This is a genomic window from Terriglobus roseus DSM 18391 (assembly GCF_000265425.1).
Taxonomy (GTDB): Bacteria; Acidobacteriota; Terriglobia; order Terriglobales; family Acidobacteriaceae; genus Terriglobus; species Terriglobus roseus.
Genome location: NC_018014.1, coordinates 973756 through 997868 on the forward strand (window position 1 = coordinate 973756; position 24113 = coordinate 997868).

The following is a 24113-nucleotide window of genomic DNA, read 5'->3' on the forward strand; positions in this document are numbered from 1 at the left end:
TGATGAATGGAATCGCAGGCGTTTGGATGATTTCGCAGCGGGTAGTCTTGGCCGGCCTGCTGGGTGGCGCAGCGTTCGCGCCTGTTGCATACACCGGTGCAGCGTTTGCGCAGGCCGCGGCGACGCCGCGGGTGCTTGGCACGGTGAAGACCATCTCCGGTAACACGCTGACGGTTGCCGCGGACGGCACGGGAACAATGAGCACCGTAACGGTGGCCGATGGCGCACGCGTGCAACAGAGTGCGGATCTGAAGACCGTTTCGGCAGCTACGCTGGACCAGCTTGCCGTTGGCGACCGCGTTCTGGCGACTGGAACAGGCGACGCGACGACTCTGAGTGCGACCCGCATCATCATGATCAAGTCCACGGCGATCGCGCAACGGAATGCAACCGTGCAGGCGGATTGGAATCGTCGCGGATCGGGCGGCATCGTGAAGTCGGTCACGCCGGCAAACAACACGATCGCGATCAGCTCTGGCAAGAAGGACGTCACCGTGACCACGACCGGATCGACGATCTATCGGCGCTATGCTCCTGGCTCCATCAAGTTTGAGGATGCGAAGCCGGGAACGATGGCGGAGTTGCAGCCAGGCGACCAGTTGCGTGTCCGCGGTGACAAGTCGCCCGACGGTACGAGCATCACGGCGGACGAGATCGTCTCCGGTTCTTTCAAGAATCTGTCGGGCACGATCGTTTCTGTGAATGCGGCAGCGAACTCGCTGGTGATCAAGGATCTTGCGACGAAGAAGAACGAGACGGTCACCATCGGCGACGCCTCGGATCTGCATAATCTGCCACCTGAGCTGGCGGCGCGCTTTGCACCGCCCAGCGCACGTCCTGGCGGTGCCGGTGGCGCAGGCGGATTTGCCGGTCGCCCGGGTGGCGCGGCGGGTGCCGGTGCTCCGGCTGGTGCTCCTTCTGCAGCGGGCGGACCGCCTGCTGGCGCACCGCCTGCGGGTGCTGGTGATGCCGCAGCAGCTGGCGGTGGACGTCCTGGCGGCTATGGCGGCGGGGCTCCCGGTGGTGGTCCCGGCGGGCCAGGTGGGCCCGGTGGATTCGGTGGGCGTCCCGGTGGTCCGGGCGGTCGCGGTGCAGCCGATCTTGCCACGATGATTCCGCGTCTTCCTAAGACGACCCTTGCTGACCTGAAGCCTGGTCAGGCGCTCATGATCGTTGCGTCGGGCAGCGGCGGTGCGGGGCCGTATACGGCGATCACCGTTTTGAGCGGTGTGGAGCCACTGTTGACTGGACCAGCCGGCAGCGAGATGAGCATCTCGCCGTGGAGCATGGGCGCCGGTGGTGGTGGCGCCGAAGGTGGTGGCGGCGGCGCTGCGGAATAAGCAGCGCCTCAGTCCTCTTGCAGCAAAACAGAACGCGCCATTCACCGAAGCCACCTTCCCGTGAGGGTCTGATGAACTTTTGCTTTTCGCTGACTCGACGTAGCCTGTCGGTCGCACTTCTGTCGCTTGGATCTATTGCAACCGTAAACCTGGCAGCGACGCGCGCCTACGCACAGACTGCTGGTGCGGGCGTGGTGACCGGTTATGTCCTTGATCCGGACCAGGCCGCCATTCCCGGTGCGACCGTCACGCTGACGCCGGCAAAGGGCGGCGCTATGACGACGACCTCCGGTGCCGATGGTGCGTATAGCTTCCGTAGCGTTCCCATGGGAACGTATTCGCTCACGGTCAGCATGTCGGGCTTTGCGTCGTTTGTCAGGCAGGGTGTTCGCGTCACGGGTGCAACGCTCACGATCAACACGGCGATGGCGGTGCAGTCGGCGAATACGGAGATCGATGTGACGACGCAGAGCAATGCCGTCTCGGTCGATCCCGATTCCAACGGCAGCGCTGTCGTCATCAAGGATAAGGATCTTGAGGCGCTCTCGGACGATCCGGACGAGCTGTCGGATGAACTCTCCGCTCTTGCAGGTCCGTCTGCCGGTCCCAGCGGCGGCCAGATCTATGTCGATGGATTTACGGGCGGGCAGCTCCCTCCGAAGTCCTCGATCCGCGAAATCCGTGTGAACCAGAATCCGTTCTCAGCACAGTTCGACAAGCAGGGTTTCGGTCGTGTTGAGGTCTTCACAAAGCCGGGCACGGACTCATATCACGGCAACGCCAGCATCCAGTTCAACGACAAGCTGTTCAACACGTCCAGCCCGTTTCTTGGAGCGACGAATCAACAGCCGGACTATCACCGGATCTTCTTCCTTGGATCGTTGACCGGGCCTCTCACCAAGACGAGTTCGTACTCGCTGGCCGGCAGTCATCGCACCATCCAGGACAACAGCATCTTTGCCGGCTCCATCATCAGCACTGGACCTGGCTCCAATGTTTTGTGCGCGCCCGGAAATGCTGCGTGCTCGCTGAATCCGTATCCGGATGGTGCGCGCGCGACCTTCCATCCGCAGACGCGCTATGACTTCACGCCGCGCATCGACCTGGCGCTGGGTGAGAAAAATACGCTGACGATCCGGTATCAGTTTGAGCATGGCAGCGCGCAGAATGCTGGGCTGGGTGCGACTCAGATCAACACGGTGGCGACCAACACCTCGACGCATGAACACCAACTGCAGATCAGCGACACACAGATCCTGAGTCAGAAGGTCATCAATGAGACCCGACTGGCCCTGGTGCGTGCGGTCAGCTCCTCGCTGCCGCAATCGGTTGCGCCGACCGTCTCTGTGCCTGGTTACTTCACGGGTGGCGGCGCCAGCGGTGGTACACAGAGCAGTACAGCTGACCGCTTGGAGATTCAGAACTACACCTCCGTCGCGTTGCAGAAGAACTTCATTCGAGCCGGTATGCGGCTGCGTGTCTATCGCCAGGCGCAGTTCTCCACCTCGAATGCGAATGGAACATTCAGTTACTCGAGCGCTGCAGACTACATTGCCAACCGGCCGTTTCAGTACCGGATCACGAGCATCGCGAACCCTAGGATCGAAGGTCACTTGACCGATGTGAGCTTCTACGCGGAAGACGACTATCGCGTGAAGCCCAATCTCACGTTGAGCTACGGCATGCGGTACGAGGCACAGGGAGCAATCAACAGCGCTGCCGATCTTGCGCCACGTGTCGCTGTTTCGTATGGCATTCCGCGTAAGAAGGGCAATCCGACTACGGTCGTCCGGGCGGGCTTCGGTATCTTCTATGACCGCTTTGATATCGGAGGCGTTATCAACTCGCGCCAGCAGAATGGTGTGAACCAGATTGCATTGATCTACAGCCTGCCGACGGGCGTTTGCACACCGGGAAATACCGCCGGTTGCGGTGGTGGCGCGACGACGTCGCAGACGATCTATCAGCTTGCGCCGAACCTGCGTAGCGCTTACAACATGCAGACGGCGTTTGGAGTTGACCAGCAGCTGGGCAAGCGATCCACTGTCTCGTTCAACTACCTGAACAACCTGGGCGTGCACCAGTTTCTGTCGCGGTCGTTACCGGCAAGCGGTACGAACAAGCTGTACTCGTACCAGTCGGGCGGTGTCTTTCGGCAGAACCAGTTCATCGTCAACTTCCGCACGCAGATCGGAACACGATTCTCGCTGGTTGGTTTCTACGCGCTGAACTTTGCGAAATCGAATGCGAATGGCGCAGGTGTCTTCCCAACCGACAGCCTGAACCCTGCTACCGACTACGGTCGTGCCCTGTTCGTGAACAAGCACCGCATCACCTTGTTCGGAAACTGGCAGGCGCCGTTCGGCATCAATGCCTCACCATTTTTGATCGTTAATTCCGGCAACTATTACAACGTGACGGCGGGTCGCGATCTCAACCTGGACACGGTCACCAACGACCGGGCAGGCTTTGCGAACGGCGTCTCCGGCAACTGCCGCAACGCCGCAGACTTCATCGGCGGTCCTGGCAGCACCACCGTGGTGACCGCAGCGAATCGCCTCCCTCCTGGCTACTGCACCGGACCATCGAACGTGCAGATGAATCTGCGTCTTGTGAAGGCCTTCGGCTTTGGTAAGCGTATCCGTCCTGGTGGAGCAGATGCTGCGGGCGGTGGCGCGGGTGCCGGTGGTCCTCGCGGCGGCGGTGGCGGCCCGCGCGGTGGTGGCGGCGGTGGTCCGCGCGGCGGTGGCGGAGGACGTGGAGGCGGCTCCATCAGCTCTGGCCACAAGTACAACTTCAACGCCGGTGTGCAGGTGCAGAACCTGTTCAACTACGTTCCGTACACGACGCCAAATGCCTCGCTGAGTTCGCCTCTGCTCTTCGGGCGTTCGCAGTCGTTGATCGGCGGCCAGGGCAACAGTGGGTCGGCAGTACGAACCGTGACGCTGCAGTTGAACTTCAACTTTTGACCGGGCACGGCGTGGAAATCAGCAGGGCGCACCGAGGTGGTGCGCCCTGCTGTTTTCTATAACGAAGGCTTACTGGCCGATGAGTACGGTCTTCGCGACCATAAATTCGCGGATGCCGGCCTCACCGAGTTCGCGGCCGTAACCGGATCGCTTGGTGCCTCCGATCGGCGCGCGGGCGTTGTCCGTGGGCAGCGCATTCAGTGCGACGGTCCCCACATGGATGCCGGCGATCAACTGCTGCTGCTCGCCCGGCTCCTTTGTCCAGACTGAAGCCGCACGGCCGAAGGGCGTATCGTTCGCGATCGCGATGGCTTCCGTAAGATCCTTTGCGCGAAAGACCAGAGCCACCGGGCCAGCCAGCGCGTCCCTGGCGACAACTGCTGTGCGGGGCAGATCGCTCAGGATCGTTGGTTCAAAAAAGTTTCCACGACCGACCAGCCGCGTTCCACCCGTCACGATACGGCCACCCGAAGTCACCGCGGCCGCTACCTGCTCTGCCAGCGTGTTCAATGCATCCGCTGTACCCAGGGGGCCTACCTCGGTGCCGTCCTTCAGCGGATCGCCGATCTGGAGTGCCTCAACAGCCGTTACGAGTCGGTGGAGGAAGTCGTTGTAGACACCGGAGTGAATGACGAGCCGTGTGGCCTGGCTGCCAGTCGCCAGTGCTCGCACAGCGGCTGCGACGGCGGCGTCGAGATCGGCAGAGGGCATGACCACCAGCGGATCACTGCCGGGCAAATGGAGTGCGGATTTCTTCAAGAGCCAGCCGGCCTGCGCGGCAACTGCACGTCCTGTCGACTCCGATCCGGTGACGGTGACGGCCGCAACGCGTTCGTCTCCCAGGACTGAGTTTACGGCGGTGCTATCGATCAGCAGGGCACTCAGAGTGCCGCGAGAGAAGCCGGCGCGTCGTACCAGAGCCTCGATCTGCAGCGCGCACTGCGGCACACTGGCCGCGTGCTTCAGCAGGATGGTGTTGCCGGCGGCGAGCGCAGGGATAGCGAAGCGCAGCACGTGCCAGAAGGGGGATTCCCACGGCATGACTGCCAGCACAACACCCATCGGCGACCACTGTACGTAGGACTGGCCGTTCTCGCTCTGCAGCAGCTCCGGCGCCAGCAGGCGCGATGCCTGCTCGGCATAGAAACGCGCGGCATCGACGCAACGGGCAATCTCCGCCTCGGCTGCGCGCAGGGGCTTGCCGGTCTCCTGCGAGATGGTGCGTGCATGCTCGGGTGATTCCTCATCCAGCAGCGAGCCCAGCTTTCGCAGGCAGAGCGCACGATGTTCGAGTGGCAGGGCGCGTTGCGTCGCTGCGGCCTCGGCGGCCTGCCCAATGCGGACGCGTAGAGCTTCGTCCGAGATGGGAGTGAAGGTCCGAAGGACTTCGCCGGTGGCCGGATTGATGGACTGTATTGGCATCTTCCTCAGGGCAGTTCTGCAGAGCGAATGTCGTTAGCCAGCCAGGTCGCGCAACGTCTCTGCCAGTACGCGCACACCGTCAGTCATCGCCTCTACCGTAGCAAACTCGTCCGGCCTATGGCTGACACCGCCGCGACATGGCACAAAGATCATAGCCACCGGCGCGATGCGCGCTACGAACAACGAGTCATGATAAGCCCGGCTAACCATGCGGCGATGTGAAAGCCCCAGGCTCTCACAGGCCTTTTCGATCGATGCGACGATCGCCCGGGATGAGGTTGCAGGTGCATCGGCGTTCACCTCTTCCTCACGCACGGTGACGCCGCGACGCTCCTGCACGTCGGCGATTGCCTTGCGTACCTGCGCCATCACCGTGTCTCGGCGGTCAGGGTCGGTGTCGCGTACATCGAGCTCCAGATCGACGCGGCTGGGAACGCTGTTTACGGCGCCGGGATGCACCTTGACCGTGCCCACCGTGGCAACGGTATCGATGGCTGCTGTCGCAAGTGCAGCATGCTCGACGGCAAGGATGATCTCTGCTGCGGCACACAGTGCATCCCGGCGATGGGGCATCAGCAGCGCGCCCGCGTGGCCGCCAAAGCCTTCGATGGTGAACCGGTAGCTGGCTGGCGCAGCGATGTGTGTCACCACGCCGATCTGAAGGCCATCGCACTCCAGCAGCGGACCCTGCTCAATGTGCAGTTCTGCCCATGCGCTGTAGTAGTCAGCAGGCAGCTTTACTTGCGTGAGATCGCCTGCGAAGCCCGCGGCTTCGCGCACCTGTCGGAGAGGGAGTTCGTCCTTGTCCAGCAGGGCATCAGCGCGCGCGGGATCGAGCGTGCCGGCAAGCAGACGGCTGCCGAGGCACCCGATACCGAAGCGCGTCGGTTCCTCTGATGTGAACATCACAAGCTCGATGGAGCGCCTGGGCTTCACACCTGCTCTCTGCATTGCGCGGATGGCTTCCAGGCCGCCGAGCACGCCCAGCGTGCCGTCGTACATGCCTGCGTGCGGAATCGCGTCGGTGTGCGAGCCGGTGCCTACGGCTGGGAGATCCGGTTCGGAACCGATCCAACGCGCAAAGGTGTTGCCAACGGCGTCTTCACGCACAGCGAGGCCAGCATCCTCGTACAACGATTTCAACCAGGCACGCGCACGCATGTCGTCATCCGTAAAGACGACGCGCGTCACCGCTCGCTCACCCTTGCGGCCGGTCTGTTCCACCTGCGTGAAGCCGGCGAGCGTGTCCATCTCGTTTTGCAGCTTTGCAGTATCGACTGGCAAGTTCATCGCGCACCCGCCATCGGGTGCCGGTTCCAATCTTTGTAGATGAGATACTTCGCGGGCTGCTTGCCGAGCGCACCAAACCACTGCGGGCAGTACGGACCCATCCAGATGAAGTCGCCCTTTGCGACCGGATACCAACTGTCGCCAAGCCGGTAGATGCCTTCGCCTTCGATCATCATCAGGCCGTGTTCCATCACATGCACTTCCACCATGCTGAGTGACGCGCCGGGGAGATACTCCATCGTGTTGACTGCGAAGTCGAACGCGACATCCGGCGGCAGCAGAGCGCGGACCTGCAACGCATCATCGCCGTTCAAAGGCGTTCCGGGAATGCTGCCTTCACTCGCGATCAGGAGCTTCGGTGTGGCAACGCCTTCGAGTGCGACGTAAGTCTTTTCGATTACCTGCGCGCGAGCGGCTACGTCTGCGGTGATGGTGTGCGCGAGGCCGGGCGGCACATAACAGTAGCCGCCGATCCCGAGCGTTGCGTTGTGTCCCTCTGAGGTGAATTGCAGCGACCCCTCGGTCACAAAGACGAAGCGCGATCCAACTGCCGAGCCGAGTTTGCCGCCCGCTTCGAAGCTTGCCGTGTACTGCATGAAGGCCGCGCCCAGAGCCGGCGCTGCATGGACGCATGCCGCGGCATTGACCATGCCGGGCAGTGGTGCCCAGACGAACGTATCGGGTGTCTGCAGCAGGTGATCGGGTGTACGGCGGCTTCGTGTCTCGCCCAGTCGGTGCATGCTCATCGAGCGTTCTCCCGTGCGGCCAGCAGCCGCACAAAGGCGGCACCGGCATCCAGACCCAACTGTACATCGGCGGGCAGTACGGCCTCATCCGGATGATGGCTTAAGCCGCGCGGTGTGCGCAGAAATAACATGGCCGCGGGCATGTACGGGGCAACGATCATCGCATCGTGCCCGGCACCGCTGACGATCCGGCGAATGACCGCGCCCGTGCTGTCGACGGCATCTTCCAGCATTGTCAGAAGACCGTAGTCCAGCGGCACCGCATCCTGCTTCATGCGCAGTGTTGACGTCACGGTAACACCACGCGCGGTACCGCAAGCGTTCGCGTGATGCAAGAGATGTGTGACCGCGCCGTCGCGTATTTCATCGTTCGCGGAGCGCACGTCGAGCGTTGCACGCACTTCGCCTGCGATCACATTGCCGGCACCCGGAACCGTCGCTACGGAGCCGACCGTGGCTACGAGCCCGCGCGTCGCCCTGGCGTGCGTTTCGACTTCTGTGATCCATTGCGCGGCAGCGCTCATCGCATCATGACGCAGCGGCATGGGCGTGGTGCCGGCGTGGTTTGCTTCGCCGGTGAAGACGAGTTCATAGCGGCTCTGTCCTGCGATGGTTTCGACGACGCCCAGCGGGAGGCCTTCGCTCTCGAGGGCGGGACCTTGCTCGATGTGGAACTCAAGATAGCCGAGTGCGTCAGGCACAACGGCGTCGGGCAGTTGCTCGATGTCGAGTCCGTAAGCGTGGATTGCCTCGCGCACGCTGGTGCCGGTCAGGTCCTTGCGGCCCAGCAGCAGTTCCTCCAGTGTGCCGACGATCGCGCGCGATCCGATAAAGGGCACGCCGAAACGGACGCCCTCTTCTTCTGAGAACGCGACGACTTCGATCTGGAAGGGAAGCGACGCTTGTCCGAGATTTTCGACGACCGCTAAGGCCATCATGACGCCCAATACTCCGTCGAAAGCACCGGCGTTTGGCACGGTATCCAGGTGCGAAGCGAGGATCAGCGTCTTCGCTTTCTCGCTGGTTGAAAGACGTACGCCACGTAGATTGCCTGCCGCATCCGTGCGGACATTGAGGCCGGCATCGCGCATCCACGTAGTGACAAGGTCGTTCGCGCGGCGCATGGCCGGCGACAGGAACGTGCGCGTGGTTTCACCTTCGACATCGGTGATCCGTGCGAGTTCGTGGCATCGCGCTAAGACCTTTGTCGCGTCACTCAATTTCGTGTCACCCGTGCGTGAATGTAACCGGAAGGATCGCTGATGGGCATGAAGATCTCGTTTGCGTTCTCCTGGGCGAAGGACTTCAGATCTACCAGAATGTTGTGGATGTTCGGCATGGTCAACGTCATCTCAAGTAACTCGGGAACGGCCGCCAGGGCGTCTTCTGCCATGGCAAAGAGTGTCTGCTGGACAGACTTGGAATCGTGGGTAGCGAAGGTCTTCAGCATCGATTCGCGAATGCTGGTGCGTGTCACGTTGTAGTTTGCGACATCACCCGCGTAGAGCCAGGATGCCGTTACCGATGTTTCGAACAATCGGTCCGCGGCTTCTTTCAACGTCGTCAGATCGTCCTTGATATAGCCCTCAAACGAGGACTTCGTCGTCTTGAGGACGATCATGTTGTGGAGACCGCTGACGAGCGATGTCTCGCCGCTCTTTGCGCGACGGACTGTCGTGGTCTGAAGCTCATCGCTGCCGCGCATGAAGCTGTGCGGATGCAGTTCGCCGTCGACGGTGAGCCGCTTCCACATCACCTGTTCGATGTGTACCTCGACGGCAGACACCTGCGCATTGCGACCGAGCAGGAAATCGATGAGCTCCGCGGCGAACTCTTCCATGGACGTCGCATTTGATTCCTTCGCACGCGAGTAGACGGTGTTTTTCATGGTGTCGGTCGGCAGGATCTTCGAGTTATCACCGACAGTATGCGCCGTTTGAAAGTCGCCTTCCAGCAGTACGCGAACGGTCCATTCGCGCACCGTGTGCACGTCGCCATTGCGTGTCACTTTAACAAGGCGGACACCGCTCTTGCCGTACTTGTTCTCCTGCAGAATTGCCATGGCTCTCCTAGTTATTCAGTACTTCAACTGCCTCGGTAGGTGGTGTAACTGTTGGGCGTCAGCAGGAGAGGTATGTGGTAGTGGTTCTGATCCGGCATGACCATGAAGGTGATTTCGACATATGGATACAGGCCCTTCACGTTCTCGCGCTCGTAGTAGATACCCGTTGCGAAACGTGCGCAGTAGATGCCGGGCAGCATGGCTTCGTCCTGAGGCAGCAGGTGCTTGACGCGTCCGTCGTCGTCGGTATGCGCGGCGTTCAGGGTGACCCATTCGCCCTCAAGCATGAAGTCGAGTTCGACCGGCACATGCACTGCCGGGCGGCCCGTGGATGTGTTCAGGATGTGCGTTGAGATACTCACGCGTGCTGTTCCTCTTCCTTTTGCGTCAGCCATTTTCTCAGGCGGATGTGAGTGATCTGGCGTTGCTGCTCAGCGGACTCGTGGAGTTCGTCCTCCGGGATGTTGTGCATACGGCGCTCGAGGATCGCGAGCATCTCCTGCGCGGTTTTGCCCGTGGCGCACACGATGAAGATCCGGCCGAACTTTGCTTCATACGCTTTATTGGCTGCGGCGAGCTTTGCCTTTGCAGCATCATCACTCAGCATGGCGGAGTTTTGTTCGCCTTCGCTCCATCGCAGCGATGTATCGGTTGCGGCGGCCTGCGCGTGTTGTTCGCCGATGCGCGGATGGCTGTTGAAGGCTTCCCTCCAATCGCTTTCGTTAAGAGACCACCATGCGGCGTCGCTTGCGGCCAGTAGTTCGGGTAGTGTGCTGAGCGGACGGCGCGCTGCAAGTCCATGCGCCCACGCATGCGAACCGCAGCAGGGCAGAGCGACCTGGGCTGCGGCATCCGCACTCATTGCATTCCACTCATCGAGATAACTCATGCGCAGTCTCCATGCTTCATCGCAGCAGCATACATCGCTGCTACCTCGCAGCCTTCATCGTTTGTATTCAAGGCCGCGGTTGTCGCCGGGGAAATTGCCATCGGCGTAGACGGTGTGTCCGCGCAGCACGGTTTCGCGCACGCGTCCGCGCAGTTGCTCGCCCATATAGGGTGAGACCTTGTGGCGATAGTGGAGGAGATCTTCTGTGACGATGGTTTCGGCATCGGGATCGAAGAGGATGAAGTTCGCATCGCGACCCGGCTCGATGCCGCCTACTCGATGCCGAAGACCTGCAAGCGCCGCGGGTGCGCCGCTCATCCATCGCGCGATATCGCGCAGCGTAAAGCCGCGTGCCTGTGCCTCGGTCCACATCACGGGCAGGGCAGTCGACAGGCTTGCGATGCCGCCCCATGCGGTGTTGAAGCGACCGTCCTCCTTGCGCTTCATTGCTGGCGGACAGGGGGAATGATCTGTTGCGACTAGGTCAATCACGCCAGCGGCGAGAGCCTTCCAGAGTGCTTCGCGATTTGCCTGCGAGCGGACGGGCGGAGCGCATTTGAACTCGGTGGCGCCGTCCGCGATGGCCTCGGCGTACAGGTGGAGATAGTGTGGGCAGGTCTCCACCGTGATTGGCAGGCCTTTTGCTTTGGCGGAGCGGAGCATCTCCACGGCCTGCGCGGTCGCAAGGTGCACGATGTGGAGGCGGAAGCGATAGCGGCGGCAGAGGTCGATGAGCATCGCGATGGCTGCAAGCTCGGCCTCGTCGGGCCTGGATGCGAGATAGGTGGCGTACTGCCGCCAGGCCGGATTCTCTGCATTGGGCAGTGCGAGACCGGCTGCGTCGATGGGCCCCTGCAGCTCCGCATGCACCAGTAGCGGCAGTCCGGTCTGCGCAAGGATGGGGAGTGCTGCTTCGAGGTTGGCCGCGTCGATGCTGGTGAATCCCTCACACCCGGGGTAGACCAGGAAGCATTTGTAGCCGGGCACCCCTGCGTTCGCGAGCGGTTGCAGATGGTCGGCGTTGCCGTCGACGGCGCCGCCCCAGCTCATCCAGTCGACGCGGCATTTGCCCTGCGCGGCTGCACGTTTTGCTTCGAGGGCTGCGACGGTTGTCGTCTCTGGCAGGCAGTTCAACGGCATGTCGATGAGCGTGGTATAGCCGCCGGCTGCTGCTGCTCGCGTTGCTGTTTCGAAGCCTTCCCAGTCGGTGCGGCCGGGTTCGTTGATGTGGACGTGTGAGTCGACGAGGCCGGGCATCAGCGGTAGTTCGCCTACGTCGCGGATGTGTGCGTCGCTGGGTACGGCGCTGATGCCGCATACGTCGAGGATGATGCCATCTTCGACCAGCACGGCGGCGGGATGCTCTGCCATGGGTGTGATGACGCGCTGTGAGATCCAGGCCTGCCGCATGCTCGCCATTATCGCGCAGCCCTGCGATACTTGCGGTGATGGCAAGCACAGTGCAGCCCGACCCGAAGTTTATGCGCATGGCGATCGCCCTTGCGACGGAGAATGTTCGCAGCGGTAGAGGTGGTCCATTTGGCGCTGTGGTGGTGCGGAATGGCGAGGTCCTTGCGGCCGAGGCGAACACCGTAACCAGCTCCAATGACCCCACGGCGCATGCGGAAGTGAACGCAATTCGTGCGGCTTGTCGCAAGATTGAATCGTTTCAGTTGGACGATTGCGAGGTGTACACCTCCTGCGAGCCCTGCCCCATGTGTTTTGCCGCACTTTACTGGTCGCGATGCCGCGCCGTCTTCTTCGGCAACACCAAAACGGACGCGGCGGCGGCCGGGTTCGACGACAGTTTTTTGTATGACGAAGTGAAGCGGCCGGTCGAAGAGCGTCGCATCCCGTTCGCCCGGGTTCTGGGTGATGAGGCGATTGAGTCCTTCGAGGTCTGGAAGCAGAGTATGGAAAGGGTCGACTACTAGGCATGGCAAAGACAGCGCAGAAGGCAGCAGCAGGCAAGATTACCCGGGTAGCGATTCTTGGCTTTGGCAACGTGGGTTCTTCCGTGGCGCAGTTGCTGCGTGCGCAGCGCTTTGCCGGCATTGAGCTGACCCATATCTATAACCGCGATGTCGAGCGCAAGCGCACTGGCGCGACGGCGAAGGGCTTGAACGCGGGCATCGTGTGGACGGAGAACATCAAGGATGTTCTGTCGGCCAAGGTCGACGTGATCATCGAGACGATCGGCGGTATCGATCCGATCGAGGGATGGCTGAAGGCTGCGCTGCGGAGCGGCAAGCATGTCGTCACGGCGAACAAGCAGTTAATCGCTTACAAGGGCGCGGGACTGGCGAAGCTGGCGCGCGATAACAACCGCGTGCTGGTCTACAACGCTGCTGTTGCCGGTGGTGTGCCGGTGATTCCGGCGACGCTTCATGGCTTGCAGGGCGACCGGATCACGCGGCTTAGCGGCATTCTGAATGGCACCTGCAATTTCATGCTGTCGCACATGGAGCAGGGCGCGGAGTATGCGGATGTGCTGAAGCAGGCGCAGGCTGCGGGTTATGCCGAGGCGGATCCTTCGGCAGATGTGGATGGCTTTGACGCTCGTGCGAAGCTTTGCATCCTGGTCCGTGCTGCGATGCAGTTCGGCATCAATCCGGACGAGGTTCCGGCGCAGACGATTCGCAATGTGGGCGCGATCGATTTCGCCTACGCGAAGGAGCTTGGCTGCACTGTTCGTCAGATTGCGCGTGCGGAGTATCGCGGTACGACGCTGCATGCCCGTGTTGCGCCCATGCTGGTGCCCAAGACTTCGCCGATTGCTTGGTCGCACGGTACGCAGAACATGGTGGTGACGACCGGCGATTTCGGCGGCGATGTGGTCTTCAGTGGACATGGCGCCGGTGGCAACCCGACTGCGGTGGCGATTGTGAGCGATCTGCTGGCCGTGGTGCATGGCAGCAATTCGGTCTCGTTGCCGGTGCGCCGGAAGGTCGTTACGGGCGAGTTCCTGGCGCCGCATTATCTGCGATTTATCGTCCGGGACAAGCCGGGTATTGTGTCCGCGATCAGCGGTGCGTTGACGAAGGTGGGCGCGAACATCGACAGCATCCTGCAGCGGCCGGGATATCCGAAGGACGCGCTGCCGTTCGTTGTGACGACGGAGCCCTGCCTGACGTCGACGGTGGAGAAGGCGGTTCGCCTGATCGCGAAGATGGACACCATGCTGGAGAAGCCGCTGTGCCTGCAGATGCTGACCGAGGACGACCGGGCGGAGGACTAAGGCTTCGCGCCTTTCCGCGCCGGTTTCATCGCAGGTTCAGCAGACGGCTGCATTCTGTATGTGCCGGCCCTTTCGAGCGGCGACTCTGGTGTTGAGGGTTTCCTCTTTTGAACTTCGTCTTGCGTGTTCGCGGCTTTCTGCTCTCTGCTGCTGTTCTGTTTTCGATTTGTCCAAGGATCGCCTTCGCGCAGCACACGGCGTACGGATCGGTTCGGCCCAGGCCGGACATGATCGTCGACACCGGTGGACCGCCGAACGATGCGCATGCGATGAAGCAGCACTATGTGGTGCTGGTGTCGCTGGACGGCTTCCGGTATTCGTATCCGAAGGATCATGGCGCGCCCTACCTGCAGGCGATGATGAAGCAGGGGGCGACGGCGCCGGACGGCATGATCCCGTCGTACCCGTCGCTGACCTTTCCGAATCATTGGACGTTGGTGACGGGGCTGTATCCGGAGCATCACGGGATCGTTCGCAACAGCTTCTATGACCCGGTCCGTAAGCAGAGTTACCGGTACACGGACACTGCCAGCAACTCGGATGGGAGCTGGTATGGCGGCGTGCCGCTGTGGTCGCTGGCGGAGCAGCAGGGCATGCGTGCGGCGACGTTCATGTGGCCGGGTTCCGAGGCCGAGGTCGCCGGGCATCGGCCGACGATGTATGCGAAGTTTCAGGATTATCTGGATGGTCATGTCGGACTGAACCAGATCTCGCAGTGGCTTGCGCTGCCCGCAGCGGAACGGCCGCACCTGATGACGCTATACCTGAGTGCTGCGGACCACGCGGGGCATTGGTATGGACCGGAGTCGGAGCAGGAGCACGAGGCTGTGCATGTGGTCGATGGCCTGATGAGTGAGTTGCGCGCGAGGCTGGATCGGTCGGGTCTGCCTGTCGATCTGGTCATCGTTTCTGACCACGGCATGGTGCTGAATGACAATCACTGGGTTGATCTGGATGAGCATGCGGACCTGTCGCACACCGTGACGTCGGAGTGGCTGATGTATCCCGACTCCGAGGCGGAAAAAGAGAAGGTCTACGAGAGCTTCAAGGCGCATCCGGACCCGCGCTTTGAGGTCTACCGGCAGAAGGATGTGCCCGAGCGGTTGCACTACTCTGGCAATCCGCGGATTGGCGATCCAGTTGTGGTGGCGAATGTGCCGATCATCGTGCATCCGTCGGCGACGAGTGTTGCGCGGGCCGACCTTTCGGATCATGGGTATGACGTGGCGAAGGTGCCGCAGATGAAGGCGTTCTTTCTGGCGGTGGGGCCGGATATTCGGAAGGGTGTGACGCTGCCTAGCTTTGAGAATGTGGATGTTTATAGTTTTGTCGCGAAGCTGCTGGATCTGAAGACGTCTAAGACGGATGGGGAACTTGGGCCTTTGAAGGCTGCTTTGAAGAGGTAGGGTGACAGGGTATGTGCCGGCGAGAAGAAATCCCTCAGCGGCTGAAGCCGATGTAGTTGGTTGGCATGGGTGAAGCCATGCCTCTCCGAAAGATTTTGTCGCGTGCCTTCAGCCCGCAAGTTCTCTGCTAGTCCTGAGACCCAGGGCTTTGCCCTGGGCTAGGAAGTCGCGGACCTTCAGTCCGCTGGAAGATGGCCGCGGACCTTCAGTCCGCTGGAAGATTGCCGCTGACCTTCAGTCCGCTGGAGGATCGTCGCTGATCTTCAGTCCGCGCCCCTCCGGAAGCGGCTCGTGCTTTGCACGAATCCCCAACTTAGATTCGCGAAGGTGGGGCACCCGAGTTGGTGGCGGTCCTTGGACGTTTGAGGTGGCTTTGGGGAGAGCGGTCGTGCTTCGCACGATAACCCACCCTTTGCTTCGCAAAGAATGGGGCACCCGGTGGTGGAGGTCCGTTGGTCTTGTGCTGGGGAGAAGAAAATCCCTCAGCGGCTGAAGCCGGTTTTGTTGAGTGGGTTTTATGGCATGGCTGAAGCGATGCCTCTCCGAAAGATTTTGTCGCGTGCTTTCAGCCCGCAAGTTCTCTGCTAATCCTGAGACCCAGGGCTTTGCCCTGGGCTAGGAAGTCGCGGACCTTCAGTCCGCCGGACCGTCGCTAACCTTCAGTCTGCTGGAAGATCGTCGCTGATCTTCAGTCCGCTGAAAGATCGTCGCTGATTTTCAGTCCGCTGGAAGATCGTCGCTGATCTTCAGTCCGCTGGCCCCTCCGGAGGCGGTTCGTGCTTTGCACGAATCCCCACCTTAGCTTCGCGAAGGTGGGGCACCCGGGTTGGTGGCGGTCCTTGGACGTGTGAGGTGGGATTTAGGGAGAGCGGTCGTGCTTCGCGTGATGACCCACCCTTTGCTTCGCAAAGAATGGGGCACCGGGTGGTGGTTATCCCTAGAGTTCGGTGGTGAAAGAGAAAGGCCCGGCTTTTGCCGGGCCTTCTTGTTGGCGACGAGCCTGATCTCTACGACCTGCTGGTCGACTTACTTTGCTGCCGGTGTCTTGTCTTCGAGCATGGTCCAGCCTTCGGCTTTGCGCTGTGCCATTTCCTTGCCGCCGGAGGGGACGGTGCCTACGCCGCTGTGGAGTTGTTCGATGCCCATGTTGTGCGTCTTCATGGAGGCGTGGCAGGCTACGAAGCTTACGTCTTTGTTGAGCGAGCCCATGACTTCGGCCTGCATGGGGTTGTCCTTGTCGACGAGCTTGAGACCGTCGCCGGTGGCGAGGATTTCGACGAGGGTGGTGCCGGGCTTGGCGCTGGACATGTAGTCGTTCGCCTTGGTCACTGCGCCCTGCCAGTCGGCGGGCTTGTCGGAGTAGACGTGGATGAGGATGCGGTTAGCCGGGATAGTCGGCGCAGCGGCCGGAGCAGCTGTTTGGGCCAGCAGGCCCGCGGGAATCAGGAGGGAGGTGCAGAGGCTGAGCATCCAGTTGCGGCGGGTCATGTGCGGTTCCTTATGAGGAGCGATGCGTAACAAGAAGAAGGATACGCCCGTGTGTGATTGCCGCACGAGCGCGTCGACGGCCATTCCTTCGAATGGCCTGGCTCTGCGGCTCGTGCCGACCGCATTTGCTAGGCGCCAGATCCGACGCTAAGTAGCGCGCTAAGTTTCTTGAAGGAGTGAAATTTCACCAGACATCCGGTTAGGCTTTGGATAACCCCGCACGATCGCCCTCACGTTGCACCGATCGGAAGTTTGTATCTCCCTCTGGCGGGGACGACAACGTTTAACGCAGTCCAAAGGAATCCCGCAATGCCTCAAGATAAAGTCCGTGTCGTGCTCTGCTCACTTAGCATTTCCTGCCTGCTTTCCAACCCACTGGTCGCACAGAAGGGCCAGCCCACACCGCAGACGTTGGGAGCTCCTGCGACGGATCTGCCGCAGGAGCCGGCTCCGTTGCTGACGCAGCCGTTGTTTCTGCGGTCGACGGGTGTCGATTATGGAAAGAGCCGAGAGTTACTGCCAAATCCTTTTGGCCCGTTCTCGCCGCGGCAGTATGCACGGGCGCGGAATGATGGCGGCCTGAACCTTACGAACCTGCAGCGGGACGGGAAGATCTATCTGAGTCTGTCCGACGCGATCACGCTGGCGCTCGAGAACAACTACGACATTGCGATCGCGCGGATCAACCTGGATATCGCGGATACCGACATACTGCGTTCGCGTACGGGCGCGTCGCTGCGTGGTGTGTCGACGGGGCTGGTGACGAACACGCTTGGCGGCACGACGACGACGATCACCGGGGGCGGCGGACCGGGTGGGACATCGAGCGCGTCGGGCGGTGGCGGAACCGGCGCCAACGGACTGGTGTTGAGTACGAGCGGCAGCGGTCCGACGCCGGAGCCGATGGACCCGATCCTGACGGGGACGGTGCAATATGAGGCGGCGCTGGCGCCACAGTCAAACCTGCTGTTCAGCGGTGGTGCATCGACGGTTGCCACGAATACCGGCACCTTCAACTTTGGGTATCAGCAGGGATTTTCTACGGGAACGCTGCTGACGGCGACGTATAACAACTCCCGCATTACGACGAACAATGCCTTCACGACATTCAGCCCGAATATCAATGCGACGATGCGCCTGACGGCGACGCAGCATTTGCTGCAGGGGTTTGGTCCCGGCATCAATCGCCGGCTGATTCGCCAGGCGGAGAACAACCGGCAGATTACGGATTCGTCGTTCCGTCAGCAGGTGCTGTACACGGTGAACCAGGTCGAGAATCTGTACTGGGCGCTGGTGAGTGCGTATGAGGATACGCAGGACAAGGCTGAGGCTCTTGCCCAGTCGGCGCAGGTGGCGGCGGAGACGCGGCGGCAGGTGGACATCGGCACGATGGCCGGGATCGAGATTGTGAATGCGGATTCTGCTGCGGCGAGCGACAAGCAGGCGCTGGTGGCGTCGCAGTCGAACCTGCAATATCAGCAACTGGTGATGAAGCAGGCTCTGGTGCGGAACCTACGCGACCGTACGCTGGCGAAGATTCCGATTGTGCCCACGGATCGCGTGCAACTGGACCCGGTACCGGAGGAGGATATGCCGACGGACGACCTGATCGCGCAGGTGATCAAGAACAATCCGCAGATCGAGCAGGCGGTGCTGAATATGAAGAACAACCAGATCACGATCAAGGCGCAGAAGAACGCGTTGCTGCCGGTGGTCGATCTGTTTGCGTTCTATGGTGCGTCCGCACTTGCGGGTGCGCAGAGTCCGACGGCGCAGAACTTCGGGACGGGCGCGCCGTATCCTCCGGGTACATTTCCGTCGGTGTCGTATGGGACGGCGTTCAGCAATCTTTTCAATAACAGCGCACCCGATAAGGGTGTGGGTGTGAATGTCACGATCAACCTGCGGAACCGTACGGCGCAGGCAGACCAGTCACGGTCGGAGATGGAGTATCAGCAGTCGGAGATGCGGCTGGATCAGCTATACACGCAGATGGAGACACAGGCCACGAATGCGCAGTACGCGCTGACGAATGATCGCGCGCAAGTGGCTGCGGCGCAGGCTGCGAAGGAGTATGCGCAGCAGAGCCTGCGGTCGGAGCAGCGGAAGTATGAACTGGGAACATCGACGCCGGCGAATGTGATGCAGCAGCGGCGAAACCTGGCGATTGCCGCAAACAGCCTGCTATCGGCTACGGCTGCGTATGCGAAAGATCGTGCGGCGTTGCTGCAGTTGTCGGGCAAGACGCTGGATCAGTACGGCTTTGATATCCAGGCTTCAGCATCGGGTGCCGTTTCGAAGCCGGTCGTAGTACCCGGTGTGAAGCCGGCGCCACCATCGGCACCGGCACCGCCACAGTGATGCGGAATTACTGAACTGCGGTCGCCGAGTGATGGCGGCGATCGCTGAGGCGCTTGAGGTCCGGAGAGAACTCGCGCAGGACTGCGAAGCCAGCCTGGCGAAGGCAGGAGTAGGCGAACTTGGTTGCAAGGACGCCGAAGTCCTGTGAGCCGGATGGGTAGTAGGTGGTTGAGACAGCCTGTGTGCCGACCTTGCCAGCGAGGCCCGCGATGTTGGGGATGGCACGGCCGGAGTAGCTGTGCGCGACGACGATGGAGGAGACGGCGTGCAGGGTGCGCAGCGCCTTGGGGCCTGAGCCCTTGGCGTAGTAGCGCACGTCTTCATGCAGAAGGGCTGGGAAGAAGAACTGGCCCTGGTATGCGCCGTCTGTCTTGTCGACGAATCCGCGCCACAGGTAGGCCCAGAAGGGGGCGTCGCCACCGTTGACGGTGCTGAGTGCGGGATGCGAGTCCTGCGCGTAGGCGAGGCCGGAGGTGAGAACGACGAAGCCAAGAGCGGTGTAGTCGTAGTTCGACTTGTTGGCGATGCGGAAGTCGGTACGCCAGCCAGCCTTGACGGGCCTGGAGCCAGCGGAGACGGATTGGAAGTTGGCGAAGACGCCGAAGATGCGCTGCTGTTGCTGCTGGCCGGTGATAGGTTGCGGCTCATTCCTGCCGTGGTCAGACTGGGCAGGGCTTGCCTGATCTTCGCTGGATGGCAGGGAGCTTGAGACGCCGGGAGCTTCTGCAAAGTACTCGTGGCTCAGGCTGGCGATGGTGTCGATGCGACCTGCGTCGAAGGCGGCAATGGGCGCCGCATCCGCCTTGGCGATGAGCGTGGCAGAGGGGGCGTCGGGCAGGTCACTCTGCGGGCGGTTTTGGCCGAAGGCAGGGAGTGATGCGACCAGACACAGAGCAGCGGTGAGGGGGAGGACGCGGGCTTGCGCCCGACTTGGAAGTTGCACTTGGATTTTTCTCCAAAGATTAAGGAAGGCTGAAGATTGGATGCGCGAGGGGATCGTTCGATTGATCGTTCGTGGTCGAAGTTGCGTGGATCCGCTGCTCTGCGTTGGGACTCACCGTCGGTATGGGCCAAGTGCTTTTGTGCGCTGCATGAGAGAGGCCCGGCTCTCGCCGGGCCTTCTTTGTGAGCGATGGATTGGTGGTTAGTACTTGGGCATGGACGGGTCGATCTTGTCGGCCCAGGCGAGGATGCCGCCGGTGACGTTTGAGACGTTCTGGAAGCCATGCGCCTTGAGGATGAGTGCAGCCTTCTGCGAGCGTGCGCCGCTGCGGCAGTGGACGAGGATCTCTTCGTTCTCGCGGCCCTTGAGTTCGCCGATGCGTGACTCGAGGTCGTTGACCGGGATCATGGGTGCGCCGAGCGTTGCGATCTGTGCTTCGTGCGGGTCGCGCACGTCGAGGATGAACGCCTTGCCTTCGTCGCGCTTGGCCTTGAGGGTTTCGACGCTGATCTGCGGGATGCCGTCCTTCTCCTGCAGATCGGCAGCGACCGCTGCGTGTGAAGAGACCTCAAGCGGGCCGACGGCTGCGGGCTTTTCGATACCGCAGAACTGGTCGTAGTCGATCAGCTCCTTAATCTCATGGGTGCCGCAGGCGGGGCAGGCCGGGTTCTTGCGCAGCTTGAGCGTGCGGAAGCTCATGGCGAGCGAGTCGACGAGGAGCAGGCGGCCGATGAGGGGCTCGCCGATGCCGAGGATCAGCTTGATGACTTCGGTGGCCTGGATGACGCCGACGAGGCCGGGCAGGATGCCGAGTACGCCACCCTCTGCGCAGGAGGGGACGAGGCCCGGCGGCGGCGGTTCGGGGTAAAGGCAGCGGTAGCAGGGACCTTCTTCTGTTGCGAAGACGGAGGCCTGGCCTTCGAAGCGGAAGATGGAGCCGTAGGCGTTGGGTTTGCCGGTGAGCACGCAGGCGTCGTTGACGAGGTAGCGTGTCTGGAAGTTGTCGGTGCCGTCCGCGATGACGTCGTATTCCTTGAAGATTTCGAGGGCGTTTGCGGAGGTCAGCATCGTGTTGTGTTTGACGATGTTGACGTTCTTGTTGAGTCCCTTGAGCATCTGCTCGGCGGAGTCGACCTTGAGCATGCCGACGGTCTGCTGGGAGTGGATGACCTGGCGCTGCAGGTTGCTCTCATCGACGACGTCGAAGTCGACAAGGCCGATGGTGCCGACGCCGGCGGCGGTGAGGTAGAGCGCGAGCGGCGCGCCGAGGCCGCCGGTGCCGACGCAGAGAACCTTTGCGGCCTTCAGCTTGCGCTGGCCGTCCATGCCGACTTCCGGCAGGATGAGGTGGCGCGAGTAGCGGGCGATCTCTTCGTTGGTGAGCTTGGGGAGTTCCGCGGTCTGGGGCTCGGCGAGTGCGGCTTCCGCGATGCCGGGGCGTGTCTCCGTAAGGGACGGGGTGCCGCCGGCGATGGACGGAATGATCGAGAGCTCGTCGGATGCCTTGAGTGCGGTCAGTTCCTTCTCGGGCAGGTCGCGGATGTCGTCGTCATTGACGTAGACGTTGACGAACGAGCGGAGCTTGCCTTCGGCGCCGAAGAGGTGCTGCTGCAGCGCGGGGTGCGCCTCGGTGAGCTTCGCGAGGGCTTCTTTGACATTGGCTGCGTCGACTTCAACGGTCGACTTCTGGCCGGTGAAGGCTCGCAGCGGGGTTGGGATGAGAATCGTCATGACGTCCTTTTGACTACGGCTACGTGCGTTTGGATGCGACTGTCCTACCGGACGAGCCCACTGCGCGTGGGGCGGGCGTTTCACGCCTTTTTACTGCTTCGCTTGGCCCTCCCGTTGGTCGGGAGGTAAGAGTGTTGCTAGCCGACTATGATCTCTTCGTTTTCGAAAGTTTTGTCGTCTTCGCTGGTGCCGCGCAGAAGGAATGCATTCGTCACCTCGGCCTTGCCCTGCGCGACGGCCGTGATGACGTAGCTACAACCAAACCAGTGGGCTTCGGCGAAGTCGGTGGTCGACCACTGCGCCGGATGGTCCGGGTGCGAGTGGTAGAAGCCTACGATGTCGAGGCCCTTCTTGCGGCCTTCGCGCTGGGCTTTGATCAGCTCCTGCGGCGCGATGTTGTAACGGTTGTGTGCGGAGTCGGTGCGGGTGTTGCCCGCGCGCATCAGCTCGACGACCTGGTTGGTTTCGCCGGCATGACCGAGCATGATGCCGCAACACTCGTGCGGGTAAGTTTCCTCACCGTGGGTGCGCAGGGCTTCGTAGTCGGATTGGGTGAGCTTCAGCATCGTCTATTTGATCGTAATGCAGGGTCGAGAGATTCAAACGCCGTCATCGCGATGACGGCCCTTCTGATTGTTAGTCTTCCGTCCAGAAGCGTTCGCTCATGTATTTTTCGGCTCCGTCGCATAGGACGGTGACGATGACGGCTTCGCGGCCTGCGTCGTACTCTTCCTGGGCGATGCGAATGGCGGTGTCGACGTTGGCGCCGGCGGAGACGCCGACGAGGATGCCGAGTTCGCGTGCGAGGCGCTTGCACATGGCGTAGGCGGGTTCCGTCTCGGCCCAGATGTTGCGATCGGCGAGATTGGGGTCGTAGATGGGCGGCACGATGGCCGTGGGCATGTGCTTGAGGCCTTCGAGGCCGGTGAAGGGCGAGTCCGGCTGCATGCTGATGCATTGGATGCCGGGGTTCAGCTCGCGCAGGCGGCGTGTGTTGCCCATGAAGGTGCCACTGGTGCCCATGGCCGCGATGAAGTGCGTGATGGTGCCCTCGGTCTGGGCCCAGATCTCATTGGCTGTTGTCCGGTAGTGGGCCTTCCAGTTGTTGTCGTTGCCGTACTGGTCGGCGTAGTAGTAGCGCTCGGGGTGCTCGCTGTAGAGTTCGCGGACCTTGCGGATGGCGCCGTCGGAGCCGTCGCCGGCGTCGGTGAAGATGACTTCGGCACCGTAGGCCTGCAGGATCTTCTTACGCTCGGGGCTGGCGGAGGCGGGTACGCAGAGGGTTACGGGGAACTGGAGTGCCGCGCCGAGCATGGCATAGGCGATGCCGGTGTTGCCGCTGGTGGCGTCGAGGAGCGAGCGTTCAGGCATGGCGTCGCCGAGTTCGCCGGCGGCCATGGCGGCCTGGACGATGGAGAGTGCCGGGCGGTCTTTCACGGAGCCGCCGGGGTTGGCGAACTCTGCCTTGCCGAGCAGGGTGATGCCGGGAAGGTGCGCCACGAGGCGATCCAGCCGGATCATCGGCGTGTTGCCGATGCGGTCCACTACCTCATTGCCGAGCTTTGTTTTTGCCGCCACCGCTGCCGTTGCCATGCCGCTCCTGTTGTTCCGCCGCTGCGGAGTAGCTCTCGCCTGCGAGAGTGTGCGAAAGTAAATCGTAACCCGGCCGGGCTTTCCCGCCCGGTTGCGCATCTTTACCCAGGGGCCAGGCCGAACCTATGTTTTTTAAGAAGAAGACCGAGAAGCGCAGCTTCAACGATGTTCTGACGGCCCTTGGCGCGCAGAAGTTTGATGTTGCATCCGGCACGGCGGGTTCAGGCACGTACCGCGTGTCCAAATATGGCTGTGCGGCTGAGATCAAGGCGAATCCTGCGCTGGGCGAGAAGATCTTCCCAGTGCCGGCACCAGCGGAGATTGTTGCGCGTGCTGGTTTTCTGCTGAACGGGCAGATCGCGAGCCTGGTGGATAAGGGATATCAGAAGTTTTTGAAGGCCGGAAAGCTGGAGATTGTGGCGACCGCCGATCATCTGCGGGCTATCCACAAGTTCCAGGAAGAGCTGGATGAGGCGGCTGGAGCGACGATGCTCTACAACGAGAGCCTGGGCACGACGAGCGATGAGTACCTGTACGACCGTGTCGCCGGTCGGGAAGTCCACGGCCACTAGACCGTAGCGTTTTTCGTTTGGGTGCCCCATTGTTTCGCAGTCCCATTGCGAGAGGGTGGGGCA

General features: G+C 61.7%; 20 protein-coding genes. 7 read left to right on the forward strand and 13 right to left on the reverse strand.

Annotated elements, in window-relative coordinates; all coding sequences use genetic code 11:
- The first annotated feature begins 2 nt into the window (after positions 1 to 2).
- Positions 3 to 1340 (forward strand): DUF5666 domain-containing protein, encoded by a 1338-nt coding sequence (locus TERRO_RS04190; protein WP_014784754.1) that lies wholly within the window; start codon positions 3 to 5, stop codon positions 1338 to 1340.
- Positions 1341 to 1411: 71 nt separating this feature from the next.
- The gene (locus tag TERRO_RS04195) at positions 1412 to 4309 is read left to right on the forward strand and encodes a TonB-dependent receptor (protein ID WP_014784755.1); all 2898 of its coding nucleotides are present in this window, start codon (positions 1412 to 1414) and stop codon (positions 4307 to 4309) included.
- 69 nt (positions 4310 to 4378) lie between these two features.
- On the opposite strand, the gene TERRO_RS04200 is transcribed toward TERRO_RS04195, so the two are convergent.
- The 8 genes from TERRO_RS04200 to allB are packed head-to-tail and all read right to left on the reverse strand — an operon-like array spanning position 4379 to position 12128.
- The gene (locus tag TERRO_RS04200) at positions 4379 to 5731 is read right to left on the reverse strand and encodes an aldehyde dehydrogenase family protein (RefSeq protein ID WP_014784756.1); all 1353 of its coding nucleotides are present in this window, start codon (positions 5729 to 5731) and stop codon (positions 4379 to 4381) included.
- Positions 5732 to 5764: 33 nt separating this feature from the next.
- Complete coding sequence (locus tag TERRO_RS04205) at positions 5765 to 7021, reverse strand: M20 family metallo-hydrolase (RefSeq protein ID WP_014784757.1); 1257 nt, start codon at positions 7019 to 7021, stop codon at positions 5765 to 5767.
- Positions 7018 to 7767, reverse strand: a complete 750-nt coding sequence (gene allE / locus TERRO_RS04210) for a (S)-ureidoglycine aminohydrolase (RefSeq protein WP_014784758.1) — start codon at positions 7765 to 7767, stop codon at positions 7018 to 7020. Before allE ends, TERRO_RS04205 begins: the two co-directional genes overlap by 4 nt.
- Complete coding sequence (locus TERRO_RS04215) at positions 7764 to 8987, reverse strand: allantoate amidohydrolase (RefSeq protein ID WP_014784759.1); 1224 nt, start codon at positions 8985 to 8987, stop codon at positions 7764 to 7766. Before TERRO_RS04215 ends, allE begins: the two co-directional genes overlap by 4 nt.
- A complete protein-coding gene (gene pucL, locus TERRO_RS04220; RefSeq protein WP_014784760.1) occupies positions 8984 to 9829 on the reverse strand; it encodes a factor-independent urate hydroxylase in 846 nt (281 codons plus the stop codon). The genes TERRO_RS04215 and pucL overlap by 4 nt, the downstream gene beginning before the upstream one ends.
- A gap of 23 nt (positions 9830 to 9852) precedes the next feature.
- Positions 9853 to 10191, reverse strand: coding sequence for a hydroxyisourate hydrolase (uraH, locus tag TERRO_RS04225; RefSeq protein WP_014784761.1), 339 nt, complete (start codon positions 10189 to 10191; stop codon positions 9853 to 9855).
- On the reverse strand, positions 10188 to 10718 hold the full coding sequence (gene uraD, locus TERRO_RS04230) for a 2-oxo-4-hydroxy-4-carboxy-5-ureidoimidazoline decarboxylase (RefSeq protein WP_014784762.1): 531 nt from the start codon (positions 10716 to 10718) through the stop codon (positions 10188 to 10190). Before uraD ends, uraH begins: the two co-directional genes overlap by 4 nt.
- Before the next feature lie 54 nt (positions 10719 to 10772).
- The gene (gene allB / locus TERRO_RS04235) at positions 10773 to 12128 is read right to left on the reverse strand and encodes an allantoinase AllB (RefSeq protein WP_041592964.1); all 1356 of its coding nucleotides are present in this window, start codon (positions 12126 to 12128) and stop codon (positions 10773 to 10775) included.
- A 38-nt stretch (positions 12129 to 12166) separates the two neighbouring features.
- Here allB and TERRO_RS04240 point away from each other — a divergent pair, with 38 nt between their 5' ends.
- The 3 genes from TERRO_RS04240 (at position 12167) to TERRO_RS04250 (ending at position 15362) form a co-directional block, all read left to right on the forward strand.
- Positions 12167 to 12652 carry a nucleoside deaminase gene (locus TERRO_RS04240; protein WP_014784764.1) on the forward strand — a complete coding sequence of 162 codons (486 nt, stop codon included), beginning with the start codon at positions 12167 to 12169 and terminating at the stop codon, positions 12650 to 12652.
- 2 nt (positions 12653 to 12654) lie between these two features.
- Entirely contained in the window at positions 12655 to 13956 is a 1302-nt protein-coding gene (locus TERRO_RS04245) for a homoserine dehydrogenase (RefSeq protein ID WP_014784765.1), read from the forward strand.
- Between the two features lie 107 nt (positions 13957 to 14063).
- A complete protein-coding gene (locus tag TERRO_RS04250) occupies positions 14064 to 15362 on the forward strand; it encodes an alkaline phosphatase family protein (RefSeq protein WP_014784766.1) in 1299 nt (432 codons plus the stop codon).
- Between the two features lie 1026 nt (positions 15363 to 16388).
- Here the strand turns inward: TERRO_RS04250 and TERRO_RS04255 are convergent.
- A complete protein-coding gene (locus TERRO_RS04255) occupies positions 16389 to 16850 on the reverse strand; it encodes a DsrE family protein (RefSeq protein WP_014784767.1) in 462 nt (153 codons plus the stop codon).
- A 309-nt stretch (positions 16851 to 17159) separates the two neighbouring features.
- Here TERRO_RS04255 and TERRO_RS04260 point away from each other — a divergent pair, with 309 nt between their 5' ends.
- Positions 17160 to 19211, forward strand: a complete 2052-nt coding sequence (locus tag TERRO_RS04260) for a TolC family protein (protein WP_014784768.1) — start codon at positions 17160 to 17162, stop codon at positions 19209 to 19211.
- Positions 19212 to 19218: 7 nt separating this feature from the next.
- On the opposite strand, the gene TERRO_RS04265 is transcribed toward TERRO_RS04260, so the two are convergent.
- The 4 genes from TERRO_RS04265 to TERRO_RS04280 form a co-directional block, all read right to left on the reverse strand.
- Positions 19219 to 20154, reverse strand: a complete 936-nt coding sequence (locus tag TERRO_RS04265) for a hypothetical protein (protein ID WP_014784769.1) — start codon at positions 20152 to 20154, stop codon at positions 19219 to 19221.
- A gap of 201 nt (positions 20155 to 20355) precedes the next feature.
- Positions 20356 to 21885, reverse strand: coding sequence for a molybdopterin-synthase adenylyltransferase MoeB (gene moeB, locus TERRO_RS04270; protein ID WP_014784770.1), 1530 nt, complete (start codon positions 21883 to 21885; stop codon positions 20356 to 20358).
- Positions 21886 to 22022: 137 nt separating this feature from the next.
- On the reverse strand, positions 22023 to 22451 hold the full coding sequence (locus tag TERRO_RS04275; protein WP_014784771.1) for a M67 family metallopeptidase: 429 nt from the start codon (positions 22449 to 22451) through the stop codon (positions 22023 to 22025).
- A gap of 70 nt (positions 22452 to 22521) precedes the next feature.
- Positions 22522 to 23478 carry a PLP-dependent cysteine synthase family protein gene (locus TERRO_RS04280; protein ID WP_014784772.1) on the reverse strand — a complete coding sequence of 319 codons (957 nt, stop codon included), beginning with the start codon at positions 23476 to 23478 and terminating at the stop codon, positions 22522 to 22524.
- Positions 23479 to 23603: 125 nt separating this feature from the next.
- Here TERRO_RS04280 and TERRO_RS04285 point away from each other — a divergent pair, with 125 nt between their 5' ends.
- On the forward strand, positions 23604 to 24050 hold the full coding sequence (locus TERRO_RS04285; RefSeq protein ID WP_014784773.1) for a hypothetical protein: 447 nt from the start codon (positions 23604 to 23606) through the stop codon (positions 24048 to 24050).
- Positions 24051 to 24113: the final 63 nt, after the last annotated feature.